The organism is Spartinivicinus ruber, from assembly GCF_011009015.1.
Taxonomy (GTDB): Bacteria; Pseudomonadota; Gammaproteobacteria; order Pseudomonadales; family Zooshikellaceae; genus Spartinivicinus; species Spartinivicinus ruber.
In genome coordinates, this window is the sequence record NZ_CP048878.1 from 5134508 (window position 1) to 5156643 (window position 22136).

A 22136-nucleotide genomic window follows, 5' to 3' on the forward strand; every position below is an offset into this window, starting at 1 on the left:
CTTATGATCTTTCTACCACACTTAAAATATCATCTTCTTTGACAACTTCATACAGGCCTTGCTCTAACCCATCTGCATACTTTTTCAGCAGTGCAGCAAACGAGTCGGCTAACACCTCCCGATATAGAGGCTCTTTATAGTCAATAAATATTTGCCCGGCTTTTCCTTTAGGGGTTGGGTTTAAATCAATAAATACTTCATTATGGCCTGGATCTGCTGCAATGGGAATCCATCGCTCATCATAAAAAATCGGCTGCACTTCTGGGCACTGAGCAGATAATTTCTGTAATGTTTGGTCATCATCCAAGTCTTCAACACAAACAATTAATTGATTTCGGTAAGCAACTATTTCTTCTGTTGGTAATAAATCACCATGAAATGGCATAATTCCACAGACCAAAGGAGCATCTTCATCCAGGTCATCATCCTCTTCAAGAGAACCCGGATCACAACGCAAGCTTCCTTCTCCATCATGAATGGCTAAAAAAGCTTTATAATCTTCTGGTAAACTTAAACCAATTGCTGCTTCCAGCTGTTTAATCGCAACATCACTGGCCCCTTGACCCAAGTTTGTTAAAAACGCAGGTTCATGTTGCTTAAACCAAATTTCAATCCGTTGCCATTGTTGCTGAACAGAAGTTATCGTCATAACACTCTTGTCACTTCAGCGGGATAGCCTTATTTACTATATGGTGTTATTAAAACACCTGATAATAAAACAAAAGTGCAGCTTCTTATCCAAGCTGCACTTTCTAAGTGTAGTGCTCAACACCAATACATTACAAAAAATAAAGCAAATTAAGTGATTGCAAACTGTACTGTAGTGTTACTCACCTTCACCAATTGGCTCTTTGGAGGTGGATAAAAAGCCTCTACCTTGAGCAAAATAGATATAAACAGGCTTTTCATTACGGAGCACATCTAAGATATTTTCAAACATGGCAGAAGGCATGTGCATATAAATGATATCACCACGTTGATAGTCGTTCTCATACTCCATGCCAGCATCATTAAACCGCAAAAATGCATTGGTTTTACCATCATTGCCATATAAAGCAATTTGTGCCCTGTTGGTTTGGTAACCCTCTGGGCCCCCATAAAATAAAACATGGTAACTCTTGACTTCCATTGTCATCTCCTTATGTAAGACAGATTATACCCTTCACTTTGGCTAAAGTAAGCTTACCACTAGCCTCATCTCAGCTTAGCAGGCAGTCATTACACTTCAAGTACTGAAGGCTATTGGGCTGTCCAGCCCAAATAGGCAGCCCCTCTTACCCCACTATCTCCACCAAACTGACTTGCTTGTAGGGTGGTGGAAGTATTGCCAATCAAGGTATATTTTTGCCAGCGTGAAATAACAGCCGGGTAAAACTCAGCTACTTGAGACACTCCCCCACCTAAAATGATGACATCAGGATCAATAAAATTAACTAGCATTGCCAAACTGGCTGCTAGACATTCTATATAGCTATCAACTGCCTTAGAAACAATTGGCTCTCTCTGGCGCCAAGCATCAACCGCAGCTTCAGCACTGATAGTTTGCTCTGTAAAACACCTCACCAACTTTCGTAAACCGGAACCTGAAATATAGGTATCGATACAGCCCACGCGACCACAATTGCAATGTAAGGTGGGTAAATTCAATTGTTCAACTGTAGAGGGATAACTAAGCAAAGGTAGGGGTTGATGTCCCCACTCCCCAGTAAGACCATGCTTTCCTTCGACTAGCTGGCCATTAACAATTAGACTACCTCCAACCCCTGTACCTAATACCGTAGCAAATACTGTTTTGCTTTTATCTGCATCGACAGCAACTGCCTCTGCAATACCAAAACAATGGGCATCATTGGTCACCACTAACTTTCGCTTTAATCTTAGCTGCAACTGTTGTTTAAATGGTTGCTGATTAATCGCTGGAACATTAGCTGCGAGCCAAAGCTCACCATTAACACAACCTGGAGCCCCTACACCAACTGTGCCAGTTTGACCATACTGTTGATCATGCTGGTAAACCAGTTGCTCAATTAAGTCCAACAACTCAGTAAACCCACTAGGTGTAGCAACCCGCTGATACGCTATTTGATTAAATTGCTGATCAAACACAGCAAAACTTATTTTGGTACCACCAATATCAAACCCATAGTGCATTAATTAAACTTCCATCAAAATCATTCATTTGGCATTTTTTTATTCTTGAAAACAACACCATCACTCACCGTAGCCAATACATCGAGTGTTTTATCCAATACCGTTACACAAGCGCGAAAACCAGGTTTCAGCTTACCTAATTGTTGATCTTGATTAATAGCAGCTGCAGGGTATAAAGAGGCCATTCGTAAAGCTTCTGTTAAATTAGCAGTTGTCATTTGTAGGATATTCTTCACTGCTTGGTTCATCCCTAAGTGCGCACCCGCCAACACCCCTTGCTGATTAATACAACGGCCTTTACTGACTTCTATTCGCTCTCCGTTTAACATAAACCCATTACAATCATTAGCTCCAACTGTCGCCATCGCGTCAGTTACTAAAAATACTTTACCTGCTGGCTTGCATTTAATAGCCAATTGCATATTGGTAGGGTGAACATGGTAACCATCAGCAATAATATCAACCCAGACCTGATCATTGGTGAGTGCCGCACCAACCAAACCTGGCTCACGAGTTGTCACTGGTGACATGGCATTATAAAGATGAGTAACACCCGTTATACCAGCTTTAAATCCCGTATTCGCTTGCTGTTCTGTAGCATTAGAGTGCCCAGCAAATAAAATAACTCCTTTAGTAATCAATTGTTTAATAATTGACTCACTGGTAAGCTCTGGTGCCAATGTCATTAACATAATGCCACTGCCCAATTTAGGTAAGTGGCTGACTATCCCTGTTGCCAACTGACACATCAACTGGGGTTGATGTGCTCCTTTTCGTTGTGGATTTAAAAATGGCCCTTCCAGGTGTATACCTAAAATACCTGGCAAATGACGTTTAATTGCCTCATTGACAACACCAACGGCCTGTTCCATTAACTGCCAGGGTGCGGTAATTAAAGTAGGCAGCATCATGGTAGTACCATATTGGCGATGTGCTACCAACATTTTTTCTAAAGTCTTTAGGGAGGGATCATTATTAAATAATATCCCGCCACCACCATTAACCTGTAAGTCAATAAACCCTGGTACTAGCATACCATCATAGGTAAATTGCATGAGTTCTGGAGGTAGCTCAGAAGTAGGCAACACTGCTTTTATTTTTGTATCAGCAACCCAAAGAGCATAATCTTCATACCAATGTTCACCATCAAATAGTTGAGGGGCCAGTAAGACATATTCACTCATTGACCTAAATCCACGTATTGAGTGGAAAAAGTATCACTGGCTTGCTTAGCAAATTGATAATAGTCTCGCATGGTCAGTTCACTTGCGGCTTGTTGATCTAAAACAATGGTCGCATATTGGTGTAGTTGTAAACAAGACGCAGGACACATTGCACAAACAGGCCCTTCAATCATAGCTTTTACAGCCCTCGCCTTATTAACCCCGGTAGCCAACAATAATAACTGTTTTGCTTGCAGAATAGTTTTTATACCCATTGTAATGGCATGAGTAGGCTGTTGCTCTATAGCATCAAAAAAGCGCTGGTTATCTGCTTGAGTTGCTCTGGTCAGCGCTTTAACCCGTGTAATAGAATTCAAGCTGGAAGTAGGCTCATTAAAGCCAATGTGACCATTTCGTCCAATACCTAACAGCTGTAAATCAATTCCACCTTTATTTTGAATCTGCTGCTCATAACAAATAGCGGCATGATAAACATTCTCTACATCACCACAAGGAATATGTGTGTTAGCAGGATTAATATCAATGAAGTCAAATAGCCGGGTTTTCATATAATAATGATAGCTTTGATGATGATTTGCTGAAATCCCAACGTATTCGTCTAAATTAAAAGTGATAATTTGGCTAAATGATAAGCGCTGTTGCTGATAGCGTTTAATTAATTCATTATATAAAGCCAGAGGCGTGCTGCCTGTAGCCAATCCCAATACTGCTGTAGGCTTAGCTCTTATTAAAGCCTCACATAAATCTGCCCCATAACAGGCCACATGATCCGGTGTTGGTAGAATTATAATTTCCATTAATTAACCACCAGTGCCTTTTTTCCCTTCACGAATTATATTCAGGTTACTCCCAGTCAATCGACTGATGCACCTAAAAGCAAGTCATATTGGGTATACTAAAATTTCCTTTAGTCTATTTTTTTTAAACCAGCTGGGCTGACTGCTCTTTTTCAATAACTGTTGACTTCATAGATTCATTTACTGATGTTTTCAATGACTGACCATTTTCAGCAAATAAATGTACACGAGATAAATTCAGTTTTAATCCTACAGATTGTCCCACAAAACAAGGCTGATCAGCAGTTATTCGCACTACCAAATTATAGTCATCAGCTAAATTAACATAAAGATAGCTATCACAGCCAAGAGCTTCTTTCATAATTATTTTTCCTACCAACTCAGCCTGCTGATGATTACTCATCAATTCAATATCTTCAGGCCTTACTCCCAGCTTTACTTTTTTTACTTTTTCATTTAACTGCCAGGGCCATTTTATAGGCTTAAATAAATAAGAAGTAAGAGTAACTTTCCGGTTATCTGTTGTTAACTCGGCGGGTAATAGATTAATTTTTGGTGAGCCAATAAACTCAGCTATAAATTGATTTGCTGGCTGGTGATATAAAGTCAGTGGTTCACCGACTTGTTCTATTTTTCCTTCATTTAATACAACAATTCGATCTGCAAGAGTCATAGCCTCTACTTGATCATGGGTAACATAAATCATTGTTGAAGATAAACGACGATGCAATTTTGCCAGCTCCAGTCTTACCTCTGTGCGTAATGCTGCATCCAAATTAGAAAGTGGTTCATCCAACAAAAATACTTTTGGTTTTCTCACCATTGCACGACCAATAGCCACTCGCTGTCGCTGCCCCCCGGATAATTCTGCAGGTTTTCGGTTTAAATATTTTTCTAATCTTAATACTTTAGCCGCTTCAGCCAGTCGTTGCTCTATTTCAGGTTTCTTCAATTTTGCTTGCTTTAATGCAAGTGCCATATTATTAAAGACAGTTAAATGAGGGTATAAAGCATATGTTTGAAAAACCATCCCTATCCCCCTCTTTGCCGGTGGTAATTTACTAACATCCTGATTATCGATAATAATGTTACCTGTTGTTTGTTGTTCTAAACCAGCAATCATTCTTAACAGAGTAGACTTACCGCAGCCTGATGGCCCAACAAAAGCCACAAACTCACCTTCAGCAATGGAAAGGTCAATATTTTCCATTACAGTAACACGATTATAGGTTTTACTGATGTTTGTTAGTTGGATAGTAGACATGCCTTAACCTTTATTTATTTGACTGCTCCCGACGTAATTCCCCTAATTAATTGCTTGGAGAAAATAATATACAATATCAATACCGGTACTAATGCTAATGTAAGCGCAGACAATACTGCATTCCAGTTTGTTACAAACTGGCCAATAAACTGTTGAGTACCTAATGTCACAGTTTTTACTCCATCACCTGGAGCCAAAATTAGTGGAAACCATAAATCATTCCAAATAGGAATCATGGTAAATACCGCCACAGTAGCAAGTGCAGGCCTAATCAATGGAAGCACTATTCGAAAAAATATGGCGTATTCACTTAAGCCATCAACTCGAGCAGCATTTTTTAAATCTGATGATAGTTGCCGCATGAACTCCGTTAAGATAAAAACTGACAGTGGTAACCCTTGTGCAATATAAACACAAATTAGTGCAAATAATGTATTCTCTATTCCAACATCAACAACAAGTTCTAAAATACCAACAGTTCCCAAACGAATAGGAATCATGATGCCAATTGCCAAATAAAGCCCAATTACCACATTGCCTTTAAAACTATATTCAGCTAATGCATATGCCGCCATAGCACCTAATAACAATACAAAAACCAAAGCAGCTACCATTACAATTATACTATTCGCAAAATAGCCAAAAAAATCTCCTTGCTCTAACACAATTTGATAACCAACCAAGGAAAAGCTTTCACTCGTTGGAGGCAGCATTGGCTCCTTGAAAATATATTTCTTTGTCTTAAGTGAGTTTATAATGACCAACACCAATGGCACAGTGCAAATCAAAGCATAAACAATCAGTATCAAATGTACGGATATATGATTGATGAAATTGTTTCTTTTACTCATTAAAATAAGCTCCTTTTTTTCAGGATGCTTTTTATTATTGATAACATATTTTAAACCCTTATCCACTTTAGGTTTGGCGAAAACTAGCGGACAAAGGGCATTCTGTAGCTGCAACAAGGATGCCCATTTAGCTTTTGACAACCCCGGGTTGATGCTTCAAAAGCAGAGGAAACATAGTCTGTTATTCCATATCAGACACCAAGCTTATTTTCAAAAGACATTCGTAAAACTAGTTGTAGCTATAGTTCATACCGAGTCAGCTTCCGTTGAACAAAAAATAGATAAAGGCAAACACCACATAAAATAATAAAAAACATAACAGATGCAATTGCTGCTCCCATAGCTGGATTACCTAATTGCAACTGATGCCCAAAAAAAGTTCGGTATAAAAAGGTGCCCAAAATATCAGTTGAAAAATCTGGGCCAGCTAGAGCACCTTGTGATACATAAATAAGATCAAAGGCATTAAAATTACCAACAAAGGTCAATATCGTTACTATACCTAAAGTTGGCAAAATCAGTGGTAACTTAATTTTCCAGAATATCGTCCAAGCACTTAACCCATCACATCGAGCAGCTTCAACTATTTCATCGGGTATACTTAATAAAGCTGCGTAGATTAGCATCATTGGGATACCAACAAACTGCCATACTGATACTAATGCAATTGTTGTGAGCGCAGTGCTTTCAAGCCCTAACCAGGGAGCAAACCAGTTTTCCAAACCAAACACTGACATTACATTTTCTGATACACCCCATAATGGACTTAATACCAATTTCCAAATAAACCCGACCAACACAAAAGATAATAAAGCGGGTAAAAAAATGGCTGTACGATAAAAACTACGGCCTGGTAACCAACGTATACTCAGTAATGCAGCTATTAACAAACCAATAGGGTTTTGCACTAACATGTGGATGAGGAAAAAATAACCATTATTAGCAAAAGCATTCCAAAACTGCTCTGACCAGGAGGCATCAAAGAATAGCTGAAGGTAATTTGCAAAACCAACAAACTGTATTTGCTCCTGCCCATCCACCTGAAAGAAGCTAAGCTTTAGACTCTCAATCAATGGATAAATCATGAACAAACTATATATGACCAAGGCAGGAGTAATAAAAAAAGGAATATGCCAACGTTTGTTTAATTGGCTGATAAACATGCTAAATACCTATTTAGTCTTTTCTATTTCAGCTTTGGCTAATTTTGGTTTATACCAACTTGCTAATCCTTTTTGTAATTGTTTTGCAGCTTCTTCAGGTTGTTGGGTTTTATTAAGTATATTAGCGCTCACTGACCATAATTGAGTTTCTAAATTAGGGATTCCTCTTGATAAAATTTGATACGAATTTCTTATTGTAGAACGGCACTCATTACGCCAACCAATAAATGTTTTAGCAAGTGGATTGTTTAACACAAACTGATGGTTAGACAAACTAAAAAACCCAGGGAGGGCATTCGAATATAACTCAGCAAACTCCTTTGAGCCTAACCAATTTATAAACATTTTTGCTTCTTTTATGTTTTTACTTTTACCATTAATTCCCATTCCTATATCAGTATGATCGCTGATATAACAAATATTTTCTTTTTTAGGTACTGGCGGCTTAAATGCACCCAGTTCAAAGTCTACCTCTTTGGTAAAAAAACCAATCTCCCACGAGCCCGCTGGATAAATAGCCGCTCTTCCTAAAGTAAATTGCGTCTGACTATCCGAGTAAGTTTGTGCTTGATAACCTTTAGCCAAGAAGGGTCGCCATTTACTTAGAGCTGTCAGAGCCTTGATGTAGGGAGGGTCTGACAGCTTTTGCGTGCCATTAATCAAGGCTTTCCTGCCTTGTTCCCCCTGCCAATAGTTAGGCCCTATATTTTGCAACCCCATTGTCGCCGCTTCCCATTGATCAGCTGTCCCTATTGCTAACGGAATATAATCACCTTGAGATTTTATTTTTTCTAATATGGTAAAAAACTCAGCTTCTGTAGTGGGTTCTTCTAGTTTCAACTCTTGAAAAACCTGCTTATTATAAATAAAACCATGAATCACCGAAGCAATAGGTATGCAAAAGGTATCAATACCATCATCTGTTTGCCAAGCTAGTTTAGCCATAGCTGAAAAGTTAGCCAATGTAGGCACATCGTCTAATTTAATTAACTTATCTTTTTGGTATAAACGTAAGCTCGTATCAAAGGGCCTACAGGTGATTAAATCGCCAGCAGTATCCGACTCAAGCCGTGCATTTAGTGCAGCATTGTATTCGGCAGGTGATGTAGGTGAAAACTTAAGCTTTATATTAGGGTGTTTTTTTTCAAATGCAGGTATAATCTGTCGCTGCCAGATAAGTCGGTCATCTGACCGCCAGCTCTCAATTGTTAATGTAGTGGCTGCTGCGCAAGTGAACGGTAAGATGGTACCTAAGCAAAACAATGATCTAAGGGTATCTTTAATTGTAGTTTTCATGAAGGTCCCTTATTATAGTTATACTAATATACGACGTTAGTTTTATGTTATTATTATACTGCTTTTGCTTACTTTAGTTTTATTCGTAGATTTTCTATTGGTATGCTTCAATTGAGACTATTTTTATTTAACATACTATATTGTTAAAAGTATCTGCCAGATATTACCAATGTCAACAAAAAAAAATACCTATTTTACCCCGGTACCTTATTGGTATTTTGTTTTGTCACTTTATTACAATCTTGTGAGAAATTACCATGACTGTATCACTACAGGAAATTCAACTTAATACAGATAATAGCACCCCTCTGTATCGGCAGCTTTATCAACAAATTCGTGAATTAGTTGAAAAAGGCAAATGGCCAGCGGAAACCGCCTTACCTCCAGAAAGGGATCTTGCCACCAATCTGGGTATTTCTCGCATTACTGTCAGGAAAGCAATGGCAGCCCTGGCAAATGATCGTTTGATTTACAAACGCCAAGGCGCCGGTAGTTTTGTTAGAGGAATGATTCATGGAAGCTATGGTGTACTCAGCAATTTCTCTGATGATATGCGTTCAAAGGGGCTAACACCCACTTCGACGACACTTGAAGCTGACACCTTAATGGCATCTCCTGAAATAGCGCTTACTTTAGGATTAACTCCTGGCAGCATGGTTTCAAAATTAGTAAGACTAAGGTTTGGCGATGATGAACCTTTTGCCTATGAAGAGACCATTGTGCCTCAACAGTTACTTGATGACCCCAAAGCACTCGAGGGCTCTTTATATAACTATTTAAAGGAAAATGGTCACGAGCCTGTTCGTGGTTTGCAAAGAATACGCGCCATTGCTGTCAATGATACCATTGCTCAACACTTAAAAATTGAATCAGGACTACCCATATTTTTTATCACCCGCACCGCATTTAATAACCAAGGTACCCCTGTAGAGTTTACAAAATCATTCTATCGCGCGGATGTTTTCGATTTTGTTGCAGAGTTGAAAGGGTTTAATTAGCCCTACTCAATGAAGAGTATCTTTTGGTTTTAGAGCGCCTCTAAAAATGCACTTTTCCTGTGTTAACTCGGTACTCTTGGCCCGGTTAGTTCTTATTAATACTTGAGGTTACTATTGCTAAGCATGCAGTAGCTGCTTAGCCCTCATGTATTCCTTATATACTGTGGCCTTCCGTGTTGTACTACCTTGCTCTCACAAAAAACTACTATTTTTAGAAATACCTTTTAGTTAGTTACCAGGTGCTCTCCCTTAGAAGATATCGTTTTACGAGGCAAAATAGTGACTCGCTCTCTCAATTACTGATGAACTATAAATACCAGCACTTTTTAAATGTCTCGTCCTTAGTATAACCAGTTTACCAATATTTCATTTATTTAAAGAAAAGATTAAACTCCATGACCATTACAGATAAGGCTTTGAGTTTTACTTTATCTTGCATTGGTAGTAATTCACAAAATATTTTTTATCCTGTTCACATACCAAAATGAAAGCAATCAAAAAGTAATTGGTATATTTGAGTTGACATTGTGCTTTGCCTCTTAGGCTTTATTAATTTGTCGACAAATTTGCATGTCAGTAGCCGGTAACCTTAACTAAACCAGTAAAAAATCAGATTTCTTTCACATATCAACTAAAAAAAGCCAATAACCAGCCCTGCTTTTGCCGTACAATTCTACCCTCTTAGTGACTAGTGGTGCATTCTGGTTCATAGAGGAACCAGTGATTAACTGATGTCTTTTTAGGCTGTTGTAATGAAAAACGTGCAGTTTTGTTTCCTCACATTGCTACTTTTACCCTTTTTCAACTGTTATGCCAGCAATGATGCTGAGACAGCTAATTCTAATATTGAAGAGCAAGCTAATAGTTCAATTAACAACCAAAGCCCTGCTATTGAGTATATTAATAGCAAGGATTTCACCTTGAAGCGCTCAACTGACAACTGCAACTTAAAGTTACCCTACTTAAGGTACAGTGCAAATGAGCAAGTTACCCTTAAATCAGATAGTCTCAACTGTGAGGGTGGTTATTTAAGCGGTAAAGGTAAAGTAGAACTGGTTGATAACAACGGAAATACCTTAGAAACATTTCATGGTTTTTTTAAACAAGGTTTTGTATTTTCAACTAGTAAACTGCAGGCTTTTCCTATCATAGCTCGACGTAAACTATTTGAAGAAGAGCAATTAGTAGTTGAGTTGCCCTCGTTGACCACTGAAAGTGATGATAACCTACCTACTTACGCAATTCTGGACCAATCAGAAAATCGTTGGAGCACTCTCAACCCAACACTTGTGGTCACTTCTGTTGAGGAAACCATTAACAAAAAACAAGTCCAGCAAATTATCTCTCGTGCACGCCAAAGCGTTAAAGCCCTAGCAAAAAGTGATCATTTTCAAATATACCTCGTTACAAAGTTAGCCCTCAACCAACCTTTAGTCGAAAATGCTATCTACCACGGCACCATCAAGCTAACCAATGAGCCTGGCAGTATAGAGCGCACCACTGAAAAGCTGTTTGCAGAAGAAGAGCAAAGGCTTCTGGACCAAGCTCATTATCGTCAACAACAACTGTTTAACATTCCTGCTACTCGTTACGAAGAAATCCAAACCGGTATTATTGATGCAGCAAACCCGGATCTGCTCAATGCAGTCGAATGGGAAAATACCGGGCCAGCCGGTTATCAGTTTCATCCCTTTGATGTAGCAGGCTGGCTACCAGACTTAGATAACCAACAACTCATCATCAGTAAACAAGCCAAGCAACAAACTCTGCAAAATGTTGCTGAAGAATGCTCAATAAGCCTTCCTAAAATCAAAGGGCTTCCTGAGTTCAAAGGACCAATATATGCTATTAACCTTCCTTGCCGTGACAGCCAATTTTATGGTGGTGGCAGCCTGAAGTTAAGTGATCAGAAAACGACAATTACTGGCTTTTTCTATCAAGGAATCCCTTTTAGTGACGACCTAATTAACGGCTATCCGTTAGCCTATAGGTTTAACAATGAAAACCAAGCAATGTTAGCCGTTTATATTGGCTCCACACCTTGGCTATCCACTCATTATTTTGCTCTACTCAGCTTTGATAGCCATTCCAAAGTGTTTAATACCACTCCTGTTAAAATAGCCACAATTACAGAAGATCCCCGCTGGTATACTGATCCAACCCTGGAAGGTTTAATGGTGGAAGAGGCCTCTCGGCTAATAGACCAGTTTAGCCAAGGTAAACTCAGTGAAATCAGTTTAGTTGGCTATGGTATATTTCGTTTTCCCGTGCCAAACAAAAACCTGTTGCATTATCAAACTCACTTGGCAAAAGAGGAAAACCAGTGGACTCAAGTTGATGAAAGCACCATCAACCATGTTGTCATCCGATATCAACAACAGAAGGTCCGTCTGGCTAGCATGCAAAAGGACTGGGGTATGTTAAAGCAGGCTAACTTCTATCAAAGGGTTAATTATTTACACACAGAGCTTTTATTTGAAGACACTCCTATGGAACTTGCAGCTGCCTCATTAATTACTGGAAAACCATGGGCTGGTTCAGCAGTTGTTCATGTAAACAGCCTTCAGGGATTAGATGCTAGTACTGATTGGCCCTATCCAATCAAGTTGGAAAGTGGTGGTCATATCGATACTGAGGGATGGTATATCATCAAAGGCCGTGTTAGTGCAGAAGAGCTAGCCAATAGCTTACTACCAAAACCCGTTATTTCTGTTACTGAAGCGATTGCCTGTGAAGAAGAGCAATGCAACGAATACAGCAACATTATTAATCTTGTCCGGCAAAAATATAATGAACTTGAGTGGTCACCTAAGGAAAACCAATAACCTGTCAGCCTATATGCGTTATTTAAAGATTATCACTGTATTGCTTATTCTTACTGGTGGAGCTTATGCTGGCTGGTCATTAATGCAGCATAGGGCTGAGGAGCAATTTAAAACAGCGCTTTATCAACAAGGGCTGTCCAAATATATTGAATATGAAGAGCTGTATTACGACCCATGGGAAAAACAGCTGGAAATATCCAATGTCGAGTTAACTTTTCAGGCTAGACGCTCTTTTCTTGGTAAACGCCCTAAAGTTACCTTTAAGGCCGAAGAAGCGGTAACCAACCTAAACCAGTTGGAAGCAGCAACACTCAACCATGGCTATATTGAGCTAAAAGGATTTAAGCTGGATTTAGACAAGCATGGAAAACTCTACGCAGCATTGTTTGGTAAAGAAGCCGTAATAGCATTGGTAGGTATGGGCTATAAGCAAATGGCAACTGATATTCATGTTAAATGGCAATATGATCCTTTTAATCAGTCCTTTGCTTTTAAAGGTAATCTTTCCAGTGATGAGTTTGGCCATATTAATTTAAATATTGAACTCAACTCACTGGATAACTTGATCAAGCATATCGCACGCTACCGAGGAAAAACCCAAAAACTACCCGCTGCGATAGAAAAACGGCTTAATCACGGTGAACTGGTCAACTTCTCTATCTCTTATGAAGACACTGGTATGGTTAAACGCTGGCTGACCTGGTACCCCTATGCAGAACCATTACCTCCTGGCTACCAATACTCTTCTATAATTCCCGACAGTTATTACCTAAAAATTGCCAAACAAATGAAACAGTACGGTATTGATGACAAATTAGCCAGCGCTAACGCCCAAAAGCTAAAAAGCTTTGTTCAAAACCCAGACGAACTAAGCCTGAAAACAACCAACTCAGAGCCAGTTATTATTGATGTAAGTAATTGGCATAGGACGATAGAAGAATTAGGGTTAACATTACGTTAATATCCCCTTTGCGAAAGGAAGTTGAATAATTCACCACTCTACTCTAAAAGAGCCATTCCTGGCCTTTTAGAGCTAAAGCTGGAACTAAACTATTTTTACCAATTAAACTCCACTTTTACGTCACCTACAGAGCAAGATAATATTGCTTCTTACAAGCCCACCCAGTAAAAAAAGAAAGCCTTATTCAGCTAAATTAAATATCACTTCATCAGCAAAAATAAAACTCGGTTTACCTGCCCCTGGGTGCCAGTCAGGGCAATTGCCAATTATTTCTCCCGTTACTCTGATAAATTGAAATGGATTTTCCTCTGCAAGATTAACAGCAGGCATAAATACCTCTGCTGGTCTAAAATTACTTGGTGTTTCATAAGGTATATTTTTTACCTGTTTAAATGACTCCCCATTCACCGAAATAGAATAAGTGACATTTTTAGGCAAAAAAATCCAGGATCGACTATCTTCTAAAAACCGGGTTGCCACTGATTTTACTTTTCGTAACTGTTTTAAATCAATGGTTACATCAAAATTGACATCATAAAAGCCTTGCCAGTTTGGGTGCCGAAAATTAGTACTACCAGTTTGAAAGTCCACCAAGCTAACATCACCATTGGCAGGATAAGAGGGGGTATATTCTGTATGATAAGTTACTCCAAATTGATAAGGAATTTTCACATATTCCAATGACTGAATGTAACTTGGTAAAAACCCATCTTTTGTTGCTAATGCTTTTAATTCAGTAGTATCAGTAAATGTTAATGATTGAGAATAAACTGGTGACTCCTGAGTAGGGTGTTCCCCATTAGTTGTATAGTGTATTTTTACACCAGGCTCAGAACTTTTAATATCAACATTAATTGAGTCATAAAAATTCTTACTGGGTGATTGAAATAAAGGCACTGGTAATAATGGCTTAATATCTTGATAGTGCTTAGGTCTATGGCTTACCTCCTTACCAAACTCAATATTAGGCTCTGCACTCATATAAAATACCAGCTCACCACCTGCAACGATATCTTCATGACGTATATAACTATAGGGATAATAATTACCATTAAGTTCAACTTTATCAATATAAAAGTTATCCCCTGTTAGCCCTACCGTTTTTATAGTAAAGGTTTTACCTTTCACTAAAGGAAGAGTTACCTGGTTAAAACGTGGAGTACCAAATACATAAATATCACTACCCGGTGCGACAGGATAAAAGCCTAATGCACTCATAATATACCAAGCCGACATTTGTCCACAGTCTTCATTTCCACTTAAACCATCTGGCTTGGTTGAATACAACTTACTCATTATCTGGTTAACTTTTTCTTGAGTTTTCCAGGCAGCTCCAGCAAAGCTATATAAATAACTAATATGATGACTCGGTTCATTACCGTGGGCATATTGGCCAATTAATCCGGTAATATCTTTACCAGGGATATCTGATACCGTATTAAACATTTCATCCAACTTATCAATAAAATGCTCATCTCCTCCCATTTTTTCTATTAATAACTGTACATAGTGTGGAACAAAAAAGTTATACTGCCAACCATTAGCTTCTGTGTAATGCACAGTGGGCCGCTTTGGGTCATAAGGCTCAATCCAACTGGTGTACTGCTTTGGTCGGATAAAACCAATGGAAGGATCAAATAAATTTACAAATGCTTGGGCCCGCTTACTATATAACTGCCAATCATCAATGTAGCCTAATGCCTTCGCCATTTGGGCAATGGTCCAATCATCAAAGGCATACTCCAAAGTAATCGAAACAGACTCCCCTTCTTCTTCCGCCATGATATGCCCTAATTCACGGTATTGTACTAAACCGCGATAGTCACGATTCATTGCAGCCTTTATTGCCTGATAGGCTAATTTTGTATCAAACCCTTTAATTCCTTTAATATAAGCATCAACTATCACTGGAATGGAATGCTGACCTATCATCGTACCTGTTTCATGGCCAGCTAATTCCCAGATAGGTAAATGCCCACCCTGTTGATACATGGTGAGCATTGTATTGATAAAATCCGCCGTTCTTTGTTGGTCGACTAATGTTAATAAGGGGTGTTCAGCCCGAAAAGTATCCCACAATGAAAAAACCGTGTAATAATTAAAATCATGTGTTATATGGATTTTTTTATCATGCCCTTTATAGCTACCATCTACATCGTTAAATATATTAGGTGCCAACATGGCATGATAAAGTGCCGTATAAAAAATGGTTTTATCCGTGGGATTTTCCTGCCTGCCAAGCTGAATGCGTTTTAACTCATTTTCCCAGATAAACTCAGCTGACTTTTTCACACGATCAAAGTCAAAATGCGGCATTTCTTCTGCTAGATTTTTCTCTGCACCGTCTAAACTGGCATGGGATATTCCCACTTTAACTTTTACTTCTTCAGTATTCTCTGCAAAAGTAAAATAGGCGGCGATTTGTTTGCCATTTACCTTCTTAGCATTTTCTAAAAGCGACTCACCGTTCTTAATTCCATATTGTTTAAACGGCTGAGAAAATTCCATTACAAAATAAATGGTTTGATCCTGTGCCCAACCATTGGTCTTACGATAGCCTCGCACTTTATAAGGACTGATGACTTCCAGTTGCAAATCTATAATTTCATCAGTTACCACACCATGGCGTAAATCAAGAATGATATTAGCTCGCTCGCCCTTCAAGTATTGATACCGGTGCACTCCCACCCGGTAAGTAGTGGTCAGTTCTGCATTGATACCATAATCAACTAATTTCACTTGATAATAACCAGGTGAGGCAGACTCCTGGTCATGTTCAAACCTTGACCGATAACCTGTTTCTGGATGCTCCTCGCTACCTTGTTCTAACTGAACATCACCTGTCGTTGGCATAAGTAAAATATCACCATAATCCCCAACACCAGTACCACTTAAATGGGTATGAGAAAAACCAATGATAGTGTTATCAGAATAGTGATAGCCAGCGCTAGCATCCCAGCTATTTTGTCGAGTATCTGGGCTTAATTGCACCATCCCATAGGGCATAGTAGCGCCAGGGTAAGTATGGCCATGCCCCCCAGTCCCAATAAAGGGATCAACCCAGTCTATCAAATGATCTATTTCAACTTTCCCTGTATGGCCATTATTTGCCAAACTCAGTAGTAGCGCAGGAATCAGCAGCAAACCTACTCTTTTTTTTCGCAAAACATTTTGTGTCATCCCTGTCATCATGACTCCTCCTGTATCAGAAAAAAGTATTTAAGCAGGAGATGTATATATTTTTATGACAGGCCTATACTCTTATCGCATAATTTTTGGGTTTGTAGTCATCGTTCCTCACCCCAATCATCTATTATGTGTAGGCTCATAGGGCCTCGTCACTCGATGAGCCTCCTCTAAAAACCATTCGCTTTGACTATATAAGGAGCACCTAAAATCTTATATTTAAATTACCAGTGTTTTCTGAATGCTCATTTCTCGTATCGCATAGTAAATCCCTTCCCGACCAACACCACTGGCTTTTACACCACCAAATGGAAAATGTTCAGCTCTAAACCCTGGTCCATCATTAACAGCTAAAGTACCCACTTTTAGCCTTTCAAATAAGTACTTTGCTAAACTAATTGATTCAGTAAATATGCCTGCCTGAAGACCATAAGGACTATCATTAATTAATGCTATAATTTCCTCTATGTCGTTGAATGCCTGTAAAGGCAGGACAGGGCCAAAGGTTTCATCTTTTACCAACTCACTGTCAGTCGCTACATTTTCTAATATTGTTGGATAAATAGTATTATTGTCTCGCTTATTTCCAAGCAATACTGTTGCTCCTAATTCAATTGCCTGATTAATACGTTGCTCTACCACATCAGCAGCTTGCTTATTAATCAGTGGTCCTACAAATATTTCCGGATCAGCAGGGTCTCCAACCTGAAGCATAGCAGCCTTAGCTAATAAACCTTCAGCAAACTGTGAATAAATGGATTGATGTACATAAATACGTTTTGCAGCCGTACAACGTTGCCCCGCAGTAGCAAATCGTTGGTTAACGGCTGCGTTAATAGCTAGATCAATATTACCATCTGGCATGACAATAAGCGGGTCATTACCGCCTAACTCAAATAATAATTTCTTATACCCTGCCCTGCTTGCAATTGCTTCGCCTGCTTGGCTTCCCCCCGTAAAATTAATAGCAGCTACCCGCGGATTTGCAATTAATTTACTTAGTATAGGAATATCAGGCAATATCAACTTCAATGCATTTCTAGGGAAACCTGCTTCATAACAGAGGTCTACCAGTAATTTAGCTGAAAGATAGTTTTGTGGGGCTGGTTTAAATAATACCGGGTTACCTGCAGCAAATGCCGGCCCTATTTTATGTATAGCAATATTAATTGGAAAATTAAAAGGCGTTATACAAAGTACAGTTCCGATTGGCTGCCAACAAACCAGCCCCCATTTTCCACGCTTTGGCGAATAAGCATCTGAATCCAGTAACTCACCATTTATTTTTCTTACCTCAACAGAACAAGCTTTAGTGGTATTAATTGCTCTATCTAATTCAACCCTACTATCACTAATGGTTTTACCTGTTTCTTGAGTAATCAAATTAGCAAGCTTGTCTTTATGCTCTTTTAATAACCATCCTAGCTTTTCTAATATCTCAGAACGTTCTGCAACACATAATAGCGCTAGTGCCTGCTTACTTTCATCTACGAGAGATAATGCCTTTTCAACATCTGCTGCTGATGTATAGTTAAACTCACCAACTAGATTGTTGTTATAGGGGTTAGTTATTTGATAATCCATCACTACTTCCTCGTATTTTAATTAATCAATATCAACAGCTGATAACTGAGCCGAATACCTGCAATTAACAGCACTAGCTTCAACAATATGAAGAAAATTTTCTTATTAATTTTTTTAAGTAGCTTAATACCAAAATAATTACCTGCCGTACAAGCAGCCAACAGTAATATAATAATTTCCAAATGATCAATAAATGAAAAACCCAAGTACATATAGGCAGGAACTTTCAGCAAATGAGTAAAGCACTGCATTGCTGATTTATTTGCAACAATCTCTTCTTTACTTAAGTCATCACGGACAAAAAATACAGCAAGTAATGGATCAATAGCACCTACCAATAAACCAACTATTCCAGTTCCTACACCAACATACAAAAAATTACTATCCTTAATAACCAGATTTGGTAGTTTATTTGGTTTAAATACAGTATATAAAATTAAAACTAATAGAATAAAAAGCGGTAAACTTTCATTCACCAGCTGTTCTATCACTATCACACATGTAATAGTGCCAAATAATGCACCCACACAAAACGGTATAACGATACGCCAACGTATACTGACTGATAAAAAGCAAATTCTAATTAAATTGTTACCAAACTGGACAATACCATGTAATGCAACCAATGGGCGTAAAGGTATAACAGTATTCATTGCAGTAAAAAGCAACATCCCTCCCCCCATACCTGTAACGGTTGAAGTTAGCGATGCAACAAAAGCTACCAAGGAAAGCAATACTAATGTTGTAATACTTAAATCAATAACTTCCAAATGGTCTACTCCCAGGCTAATGGCCCATGCGTAAAATAAGGTAACTCTATATTCACTGGAGTATCTCCCCATTGATAGAGCCAGCTTTTATATTTAATTGGTCCAGTAACTGGACCAAATAGCTGTAACTACCTGGCTCTACATAACGCTATCAGTGGCTGCTTATCATCAGAATCAGTCTTACTTGCCCTTCATCATTACATGATCCATAGAAAAAGGATAAACATCGTATGGCATACCAACTGCAACCCAACATGAATTACCACTGGATGCCTTTTACCAGTAACCAAAAATTTAAAGATAACCCACAATTATTTTGCAAAGCAGAAGGTGTTTATTATTGGAATAGTCATGGTGAAAAGGTGTTAGACGGCTGTTCTGGTTTGTTTTGCACTCCTTTAGGCCATGGCCGTAAAGAAATCGCTAATGCAGTATTCCAGCAGCTGCAAACAATGGATTATTCACCACACTTTATGCGGGCTAACCCTGCTTCTTTTGACCTAGCAGAACAGTTAGCTAAACTACTTCCTACAGGATTAAACCGAATATTCTTTTGCAGTTCCGGATCCGAGTCTATTGATACAGCAATTAAAATTGCTTATGCCTACCACTACGCTAATAGTCAGCCACAGCGTCAGCGCTTAGTTTCTAGGGAAAGAGCCTATCATGGTGTTAATTTAGGAGGTACCTCTTTAAGTGGTATGGTAAAAAATCGTGAAGTTTTTGGCCAAGGTATACCTGGTGTTGTCCATATGCGTCATACCTGGCTAACTGAAAATAAATTTACAATCGGCGAAGGAGAGCAAGGCATTGAGCTAGCAGATGACTTATTACGGATGATTCAACTTTACGGTGCAGAGACCATTGCAGCCTGCTTTGTTGAACCTATAGCAGGATCAACAGGTGTATTAGTTCCTCCACAGGGTTATTTAAAACGCCTTCGGGAGATATGCGACCAATATGGTGTATTACTAGTATTCGATGAGGTAATTACTGGCTTTGGTCGAACAGGGAAAGCATTCGCAGCTGACAGCTTTGATGTAGCACCAGATATTATCACTATGGCTAAAGCTATAACAAATGGCGTCCAACCAATGGGAGCTGTTGCCGTTAAACAAAGAATCTACGACACTATTATCAACGCTGGACAACCTGGAATGCCAGAGTTTTTTCATGGCTACACTTATTCTTGTCACCCCGCAGCATGTGCAGCTGCTTTAGCAACATTAGCAATTTACGAACAGGAAGGCTTATTTGAAAAAGCTTCTGTACTTGCTCCACTCTTTCAAGAGGCTATTTTTTCTTTAAGTCAACTACCTATTATTAAAGATATTCGCGGTTATGGCCTACTTGCCGGGTTTGATATAGAATCAGATATAATACCTGGTAATAGAGGAAATGATTTACAGTTAAAACTATTTGAAGCTGGTTTACATATTAAAACAACTGGTGATGCTGGTATTGTTGCACCTGCGTATATATCAACACCGAGCCATATTGAGGAAATGACCGATATTCTACATAAAGTGCTGCGTCAGTACTAGGGGCTGTTAACGCTATTTGAATATCACTGTTTTGGCGGTAAAAGCACTAATCGAGACGCGAAGAGAGAAGTTTAGTGCTCTAAATTAACAATGAGCAACAACGAGTCGTGCTTTTACAGTCATAAGCCTTCGGGCCGTGATTATTGTTCCACCCATCGCTGTTATAAGTCATTTATGCAAAATGCTACGCGAAACTCCTTGTACCTTGCTGGGCCAAAAAATGTCTACGGCAGTGATGGCTAACAGGCCCTAGAGTAAATCAAACTTTAACTGATATAATGATCAAGAGGAGATAAGTTATCACTGCTGTCCCATAAGATTGAAACAAAAAAGGCTTAAGTCCCCATAAGTTGTTACAATGAGAGTGCAACCAAACACTGCAAAACCAGAGGATTTAAGCCTTGGCTCATCGTAACACAATCTTGCACCAAATACTTCAGTTGCTTTCTAGACATGAGTTTGAATCACTAGCCAATCAGCATCATACGGGTCAACGGCTACGTAAAATGACTCGGTGGGGGCAGTTTGTTGCGCTATTATTTGGTCAACTCTCAGGTCGCAATAGTTTGCGTGACATCATTGATCACCTATCGATTCAGCAGCATAAACGCTATCACCATGGTATTGGAAATATCACCAGAAGTAGTTTGGCCCGTGTCAATGAACAGCAACCCGCTACGCTTTATGAAGCCTTGTTTTATAAGCTATTAAATAAATGTCATCATCATCGGCCAGGGCATAAGTTTCGTTTTAAAAATCCATTGTATTCTCTTGATGCATCAGTGATCGACTTGTGTTTATCCATGTTTCCTTGGGCAGATTTTCGAAAAAGTAAAGGTGCTATCAAGTTACATGTTGGGTTTGATCATAATGGCTACTTGCCTGCATTTATGAGTATTACTGAAGGGAAATGTCATGAAATACAGATAGCACGCAGCCTTGATCTCCCCAAGGGGAGTATTCTTGCTGTAGACCGTGGCTACACTGATTATCGCTGGTTTAATACTTTAAATGAGCAAGGAATCTTCTTTGTAACCCGACTAAAAAAGCAAGCCAAATACCGTGTACTAAAGCGCCAGCCTACCGACAATAGCAGTACAGTCACTTCTGATCAGCACATTCAGTTGACTAGCCAACAAGGGGCTGTTTATAAAGGTCATTTACGTCGTATCGGTTTTAAATGCCCAGAGACTGGCAACCAATATTACTTTTTAACTAATAATAGTAAGCTCGCAGCCAGCACCATTGCAGCTATTTACAAAGAACGCTGGAAAATAGAGCTATTTTTTAAGTGGATAAAGCAAAACCTAAAGATAAAATCGTTTGTCGGTACCTCTAAAAATGCCGTGTTAACCCAGATATGGGTAGCCATGTGTGCTTATTTGCTCGTCGCTTATCTAAAATTTTCTCATGGAATAACACTATCGATCACTCAAATAGCTCGACTCATGCAACTCACTTTGTTTGAGCGTAGAGAGCTTAAAGCATTATTTACACCCTCACCACCGAATAATACAGATGATCATAAGCAAATGAGGATGCTGTAAATGTGGGACAGCAGT

Annotated in this window: 17 protein-coding genes; 5 read left to right on the plus strand and 12 right to left on the minus strand. The window is 39.0% G+C overall.

The window, feature by feature from the left end; all coding sequences use genetic code 11:
- Position 1: 1 nt before the first annotated feature.
- From G4Y78_RS23345 to G4Y78_RS23385, 9 genes are all read right to left on the minus strand, one after another.
- Entirely contained in the window at positions 2-649 is a 648-nt protein-coding gene (locus G4Y78_RS23345; protein ID WP_163835292.1) for an SMI1/KNR4 family protein, read from the minus strand.
- 177 nt (positions 650-826) lie between these two features.
- On the minus strand, positions 827-1129 hold the full coding sequence (locus tag G4Y78_RS23350; RefSeq protein ID WP_222937566.1) for a hypothetical protein: 303 nt from the start codon (positions 1127-1129) through the stop codon (positions 827-829).
- A gap of 110 nt (positions 1130-1239) precedes the next feature.
- Positions 1240-2151, minus strand: coding sequence for an ROK family protein (locus G4Y78_RS23355; protein WP_163835294.1), 912 nt, complete (start codon positions 2149-2151; stop codon positions 1240-1242).
- A 20-nt stretch (positions 2152-2171) separates the two neighbouring features.
- The gene (gene nagA / locus G4Y78_RS23360; protein WP_163835295.1) at positions 2172-3335 is read right to left on the minus strand and encodes an N-acetylglucosamine-6-phosphate deacetylase; all 1164 of its coding nucleotides are present in this window, start codon (positions 3333-3335) and stop codon (positions 2172-2174) included.
- Positions 3332-4132 (minus strand): glucosamine-6-phosphate deaminase, encoded by an 801-nt coding sequence (nagB, locus tag G4Y78_RS23365; RefSeq protein ID WP_163835296.1) that lies wholly within the window; start codon positions 4130-4132, stop codon positions 3332-3334. The genes nagA and nagB overlap by 4 nt, the downstream gene beginning before the upstream one ends.
- Before the next feature lie 124 nt (positions 4133-4256).
- On the minus strand, positions 4257-5396 hold the full coding sequence (locus G4Y78_RS23370) for an ABC transporter ATP-binding protein (RefSeq protein WP_163835297.1): 1140 nt from the start codon (positions 5394-5396) through the stop codon (positions 4257-4259).
- Between the two features lie 14 nt (positions 5397-5410).
- Entirely contained in the window at positions 5411-6109 is a 699-nt protein-coding gene (locus tag G4Y78_RS23375; protein WP_230425640.1) for a carbohydrate ABC transporter permease, read from the minus strand.
- 377 nt (positions 6110-6486) lie between these two features.
- Positions 6487-7410: a carbohydrate ABC transporter permease gene (locus tag G4Y78_RS23380; RefSeq protein WP_163835299.1), complete on the minus strand. Its 924-nt coding sequence runs from the start codon at positions 7408-7410 to the stop codon at positions 6487-6489.
- A 9-nt stretch (positions 7411-7419) separates the two neighbouring features.
- Positions 7420-8706, minus strand: a complete 1287-nt coding sequence (locus G4Y78_RS23385; protein ID WP_163835300.1) for an ABC transporter substrate-binding protein — start codon at positions 8704-8706, stop codon at positions 7420-7422.
- A 257-nt stretch (positions 8707-8963) separates the two neighbouring features.
- Between G4Y78_RS23385 and G4Y78_RS23390 the strand changes: the two genes are divergently transcribed.
- The 3 genes from G4Y78_RS23390 to G4Y78_RS23400 all read left to right on the plus strand — a co-directional run bounded on the left by G4Y78_RS23390 (position 8964) and on the right by G4Y78_RS23400 (position 13490).
- Positions 8964-9704 (plus strand): GntR family transcriptional regulator, encoded by a 741-nt coding sequence (locus G4Y78_RS23390; protein ID WP_163835301.1) that lies wholly within the window; start codon positions 8964-8966, stop codon positions 9702-9704.
- Between the two features lie 752 nt (positions 9705-10456).
- Entirely contained in the window at positions 10457-12529 is a 2073-nt protein-coding gene (locus G4Y78_RS23395) for a hypothetical protein (RefSeq protein ID WP_163835302.1), read from the plus strand.
- Positions 12495-13490: a hypothetical protein gene (locus G4Y78_RS23400; protein ID WP_163835303.1), complete on the plus strand. Its 996-nt coding sequence runs from the start codon at positions 12495-12497 to the stop codon at positions 13488-13490. The genes G4Y78_RS23395 and G4Y78_RS23400 overlap by 35 nt, the downstream gene beginning before the upstream one ends.
- Before the next feature lie 180 nt (positions 13491-13670).
- On the opposite strand, the gene G4Y78_RS23405 is transcribed toward G4Y78_RS23400, so the two are convergent.
- From G4Y78_RS23405 to G4Y78_RS23415, 3 genes are all read right to left on the minus strand, one after another.
- Positions 13671-16682 carry a GH92 family glycosyl hydrolase gene (locus G4Y78_RS23405; RefSeq protein ID WP_163835304.1) on the minus strand — a complete coding sequence of 1004 codons (3012 nt, stop codon included), beginning with the start codon at positions 16680-16682 and terminating at the stop codon, positions 13671-13673.
- 213 nt (positions 16683-16895) lie between these two features.
- Positions 16896-18260, minus strand: coding sequence for a sulfoacetaldehyde dehydrogenase SafD (gene safD / locus G4Y78_RS23410; RefSeq protein WP_163835305.1), 1365 nt, complete (start codon positions 18258-18260; stop codon positions 16896-16898).
- A 17-nt stretch (positions 18261-18277) separates the two neighbouring features.
- Complete coding sequence (locus G4Y78_RS23415) at positions 18278-19102, minus strand: sulfite exporter TauE/SafE family protein (protein WP_163835306.1); 825 nt, start codon at positions 19100-19102, stop codon at positions 18278-18280.
- Positions 19103-19260: 158 nt separating this feature from the next.
- On the opposite strand from G4Y78_RS23415, the gene G4Y78_RS23420 reads away from it, so the two are divergent.
- Positions 19261-20574 carry an aminotransferase class III-fold pyridoxal phosphate-dependent enzyme gene (locus G4Y78_RS23420; protein WP_163835307.1) on the plus strand — a complete coding sequence of 438 codons (1314 nt, stop codon included), beginning with the start codon at positions 19261-19263 and terminating at the stop codon, positions 20572-20574.
- A gap of 401 nt (positions 20575-20975) precedes the next feature.
- Positions 20976-22121: an IS4 family transposase gene (locus tag G4Y78_RS23425; protein WP_163830996.1), complete on the plus strand. Its 1146-nt coding sequence runs from the start codon at positions 20976-20978 to the stop codon at positions 22119-22121.
- Positions 22122-22136: the final 15 nt, after the last annotated feature.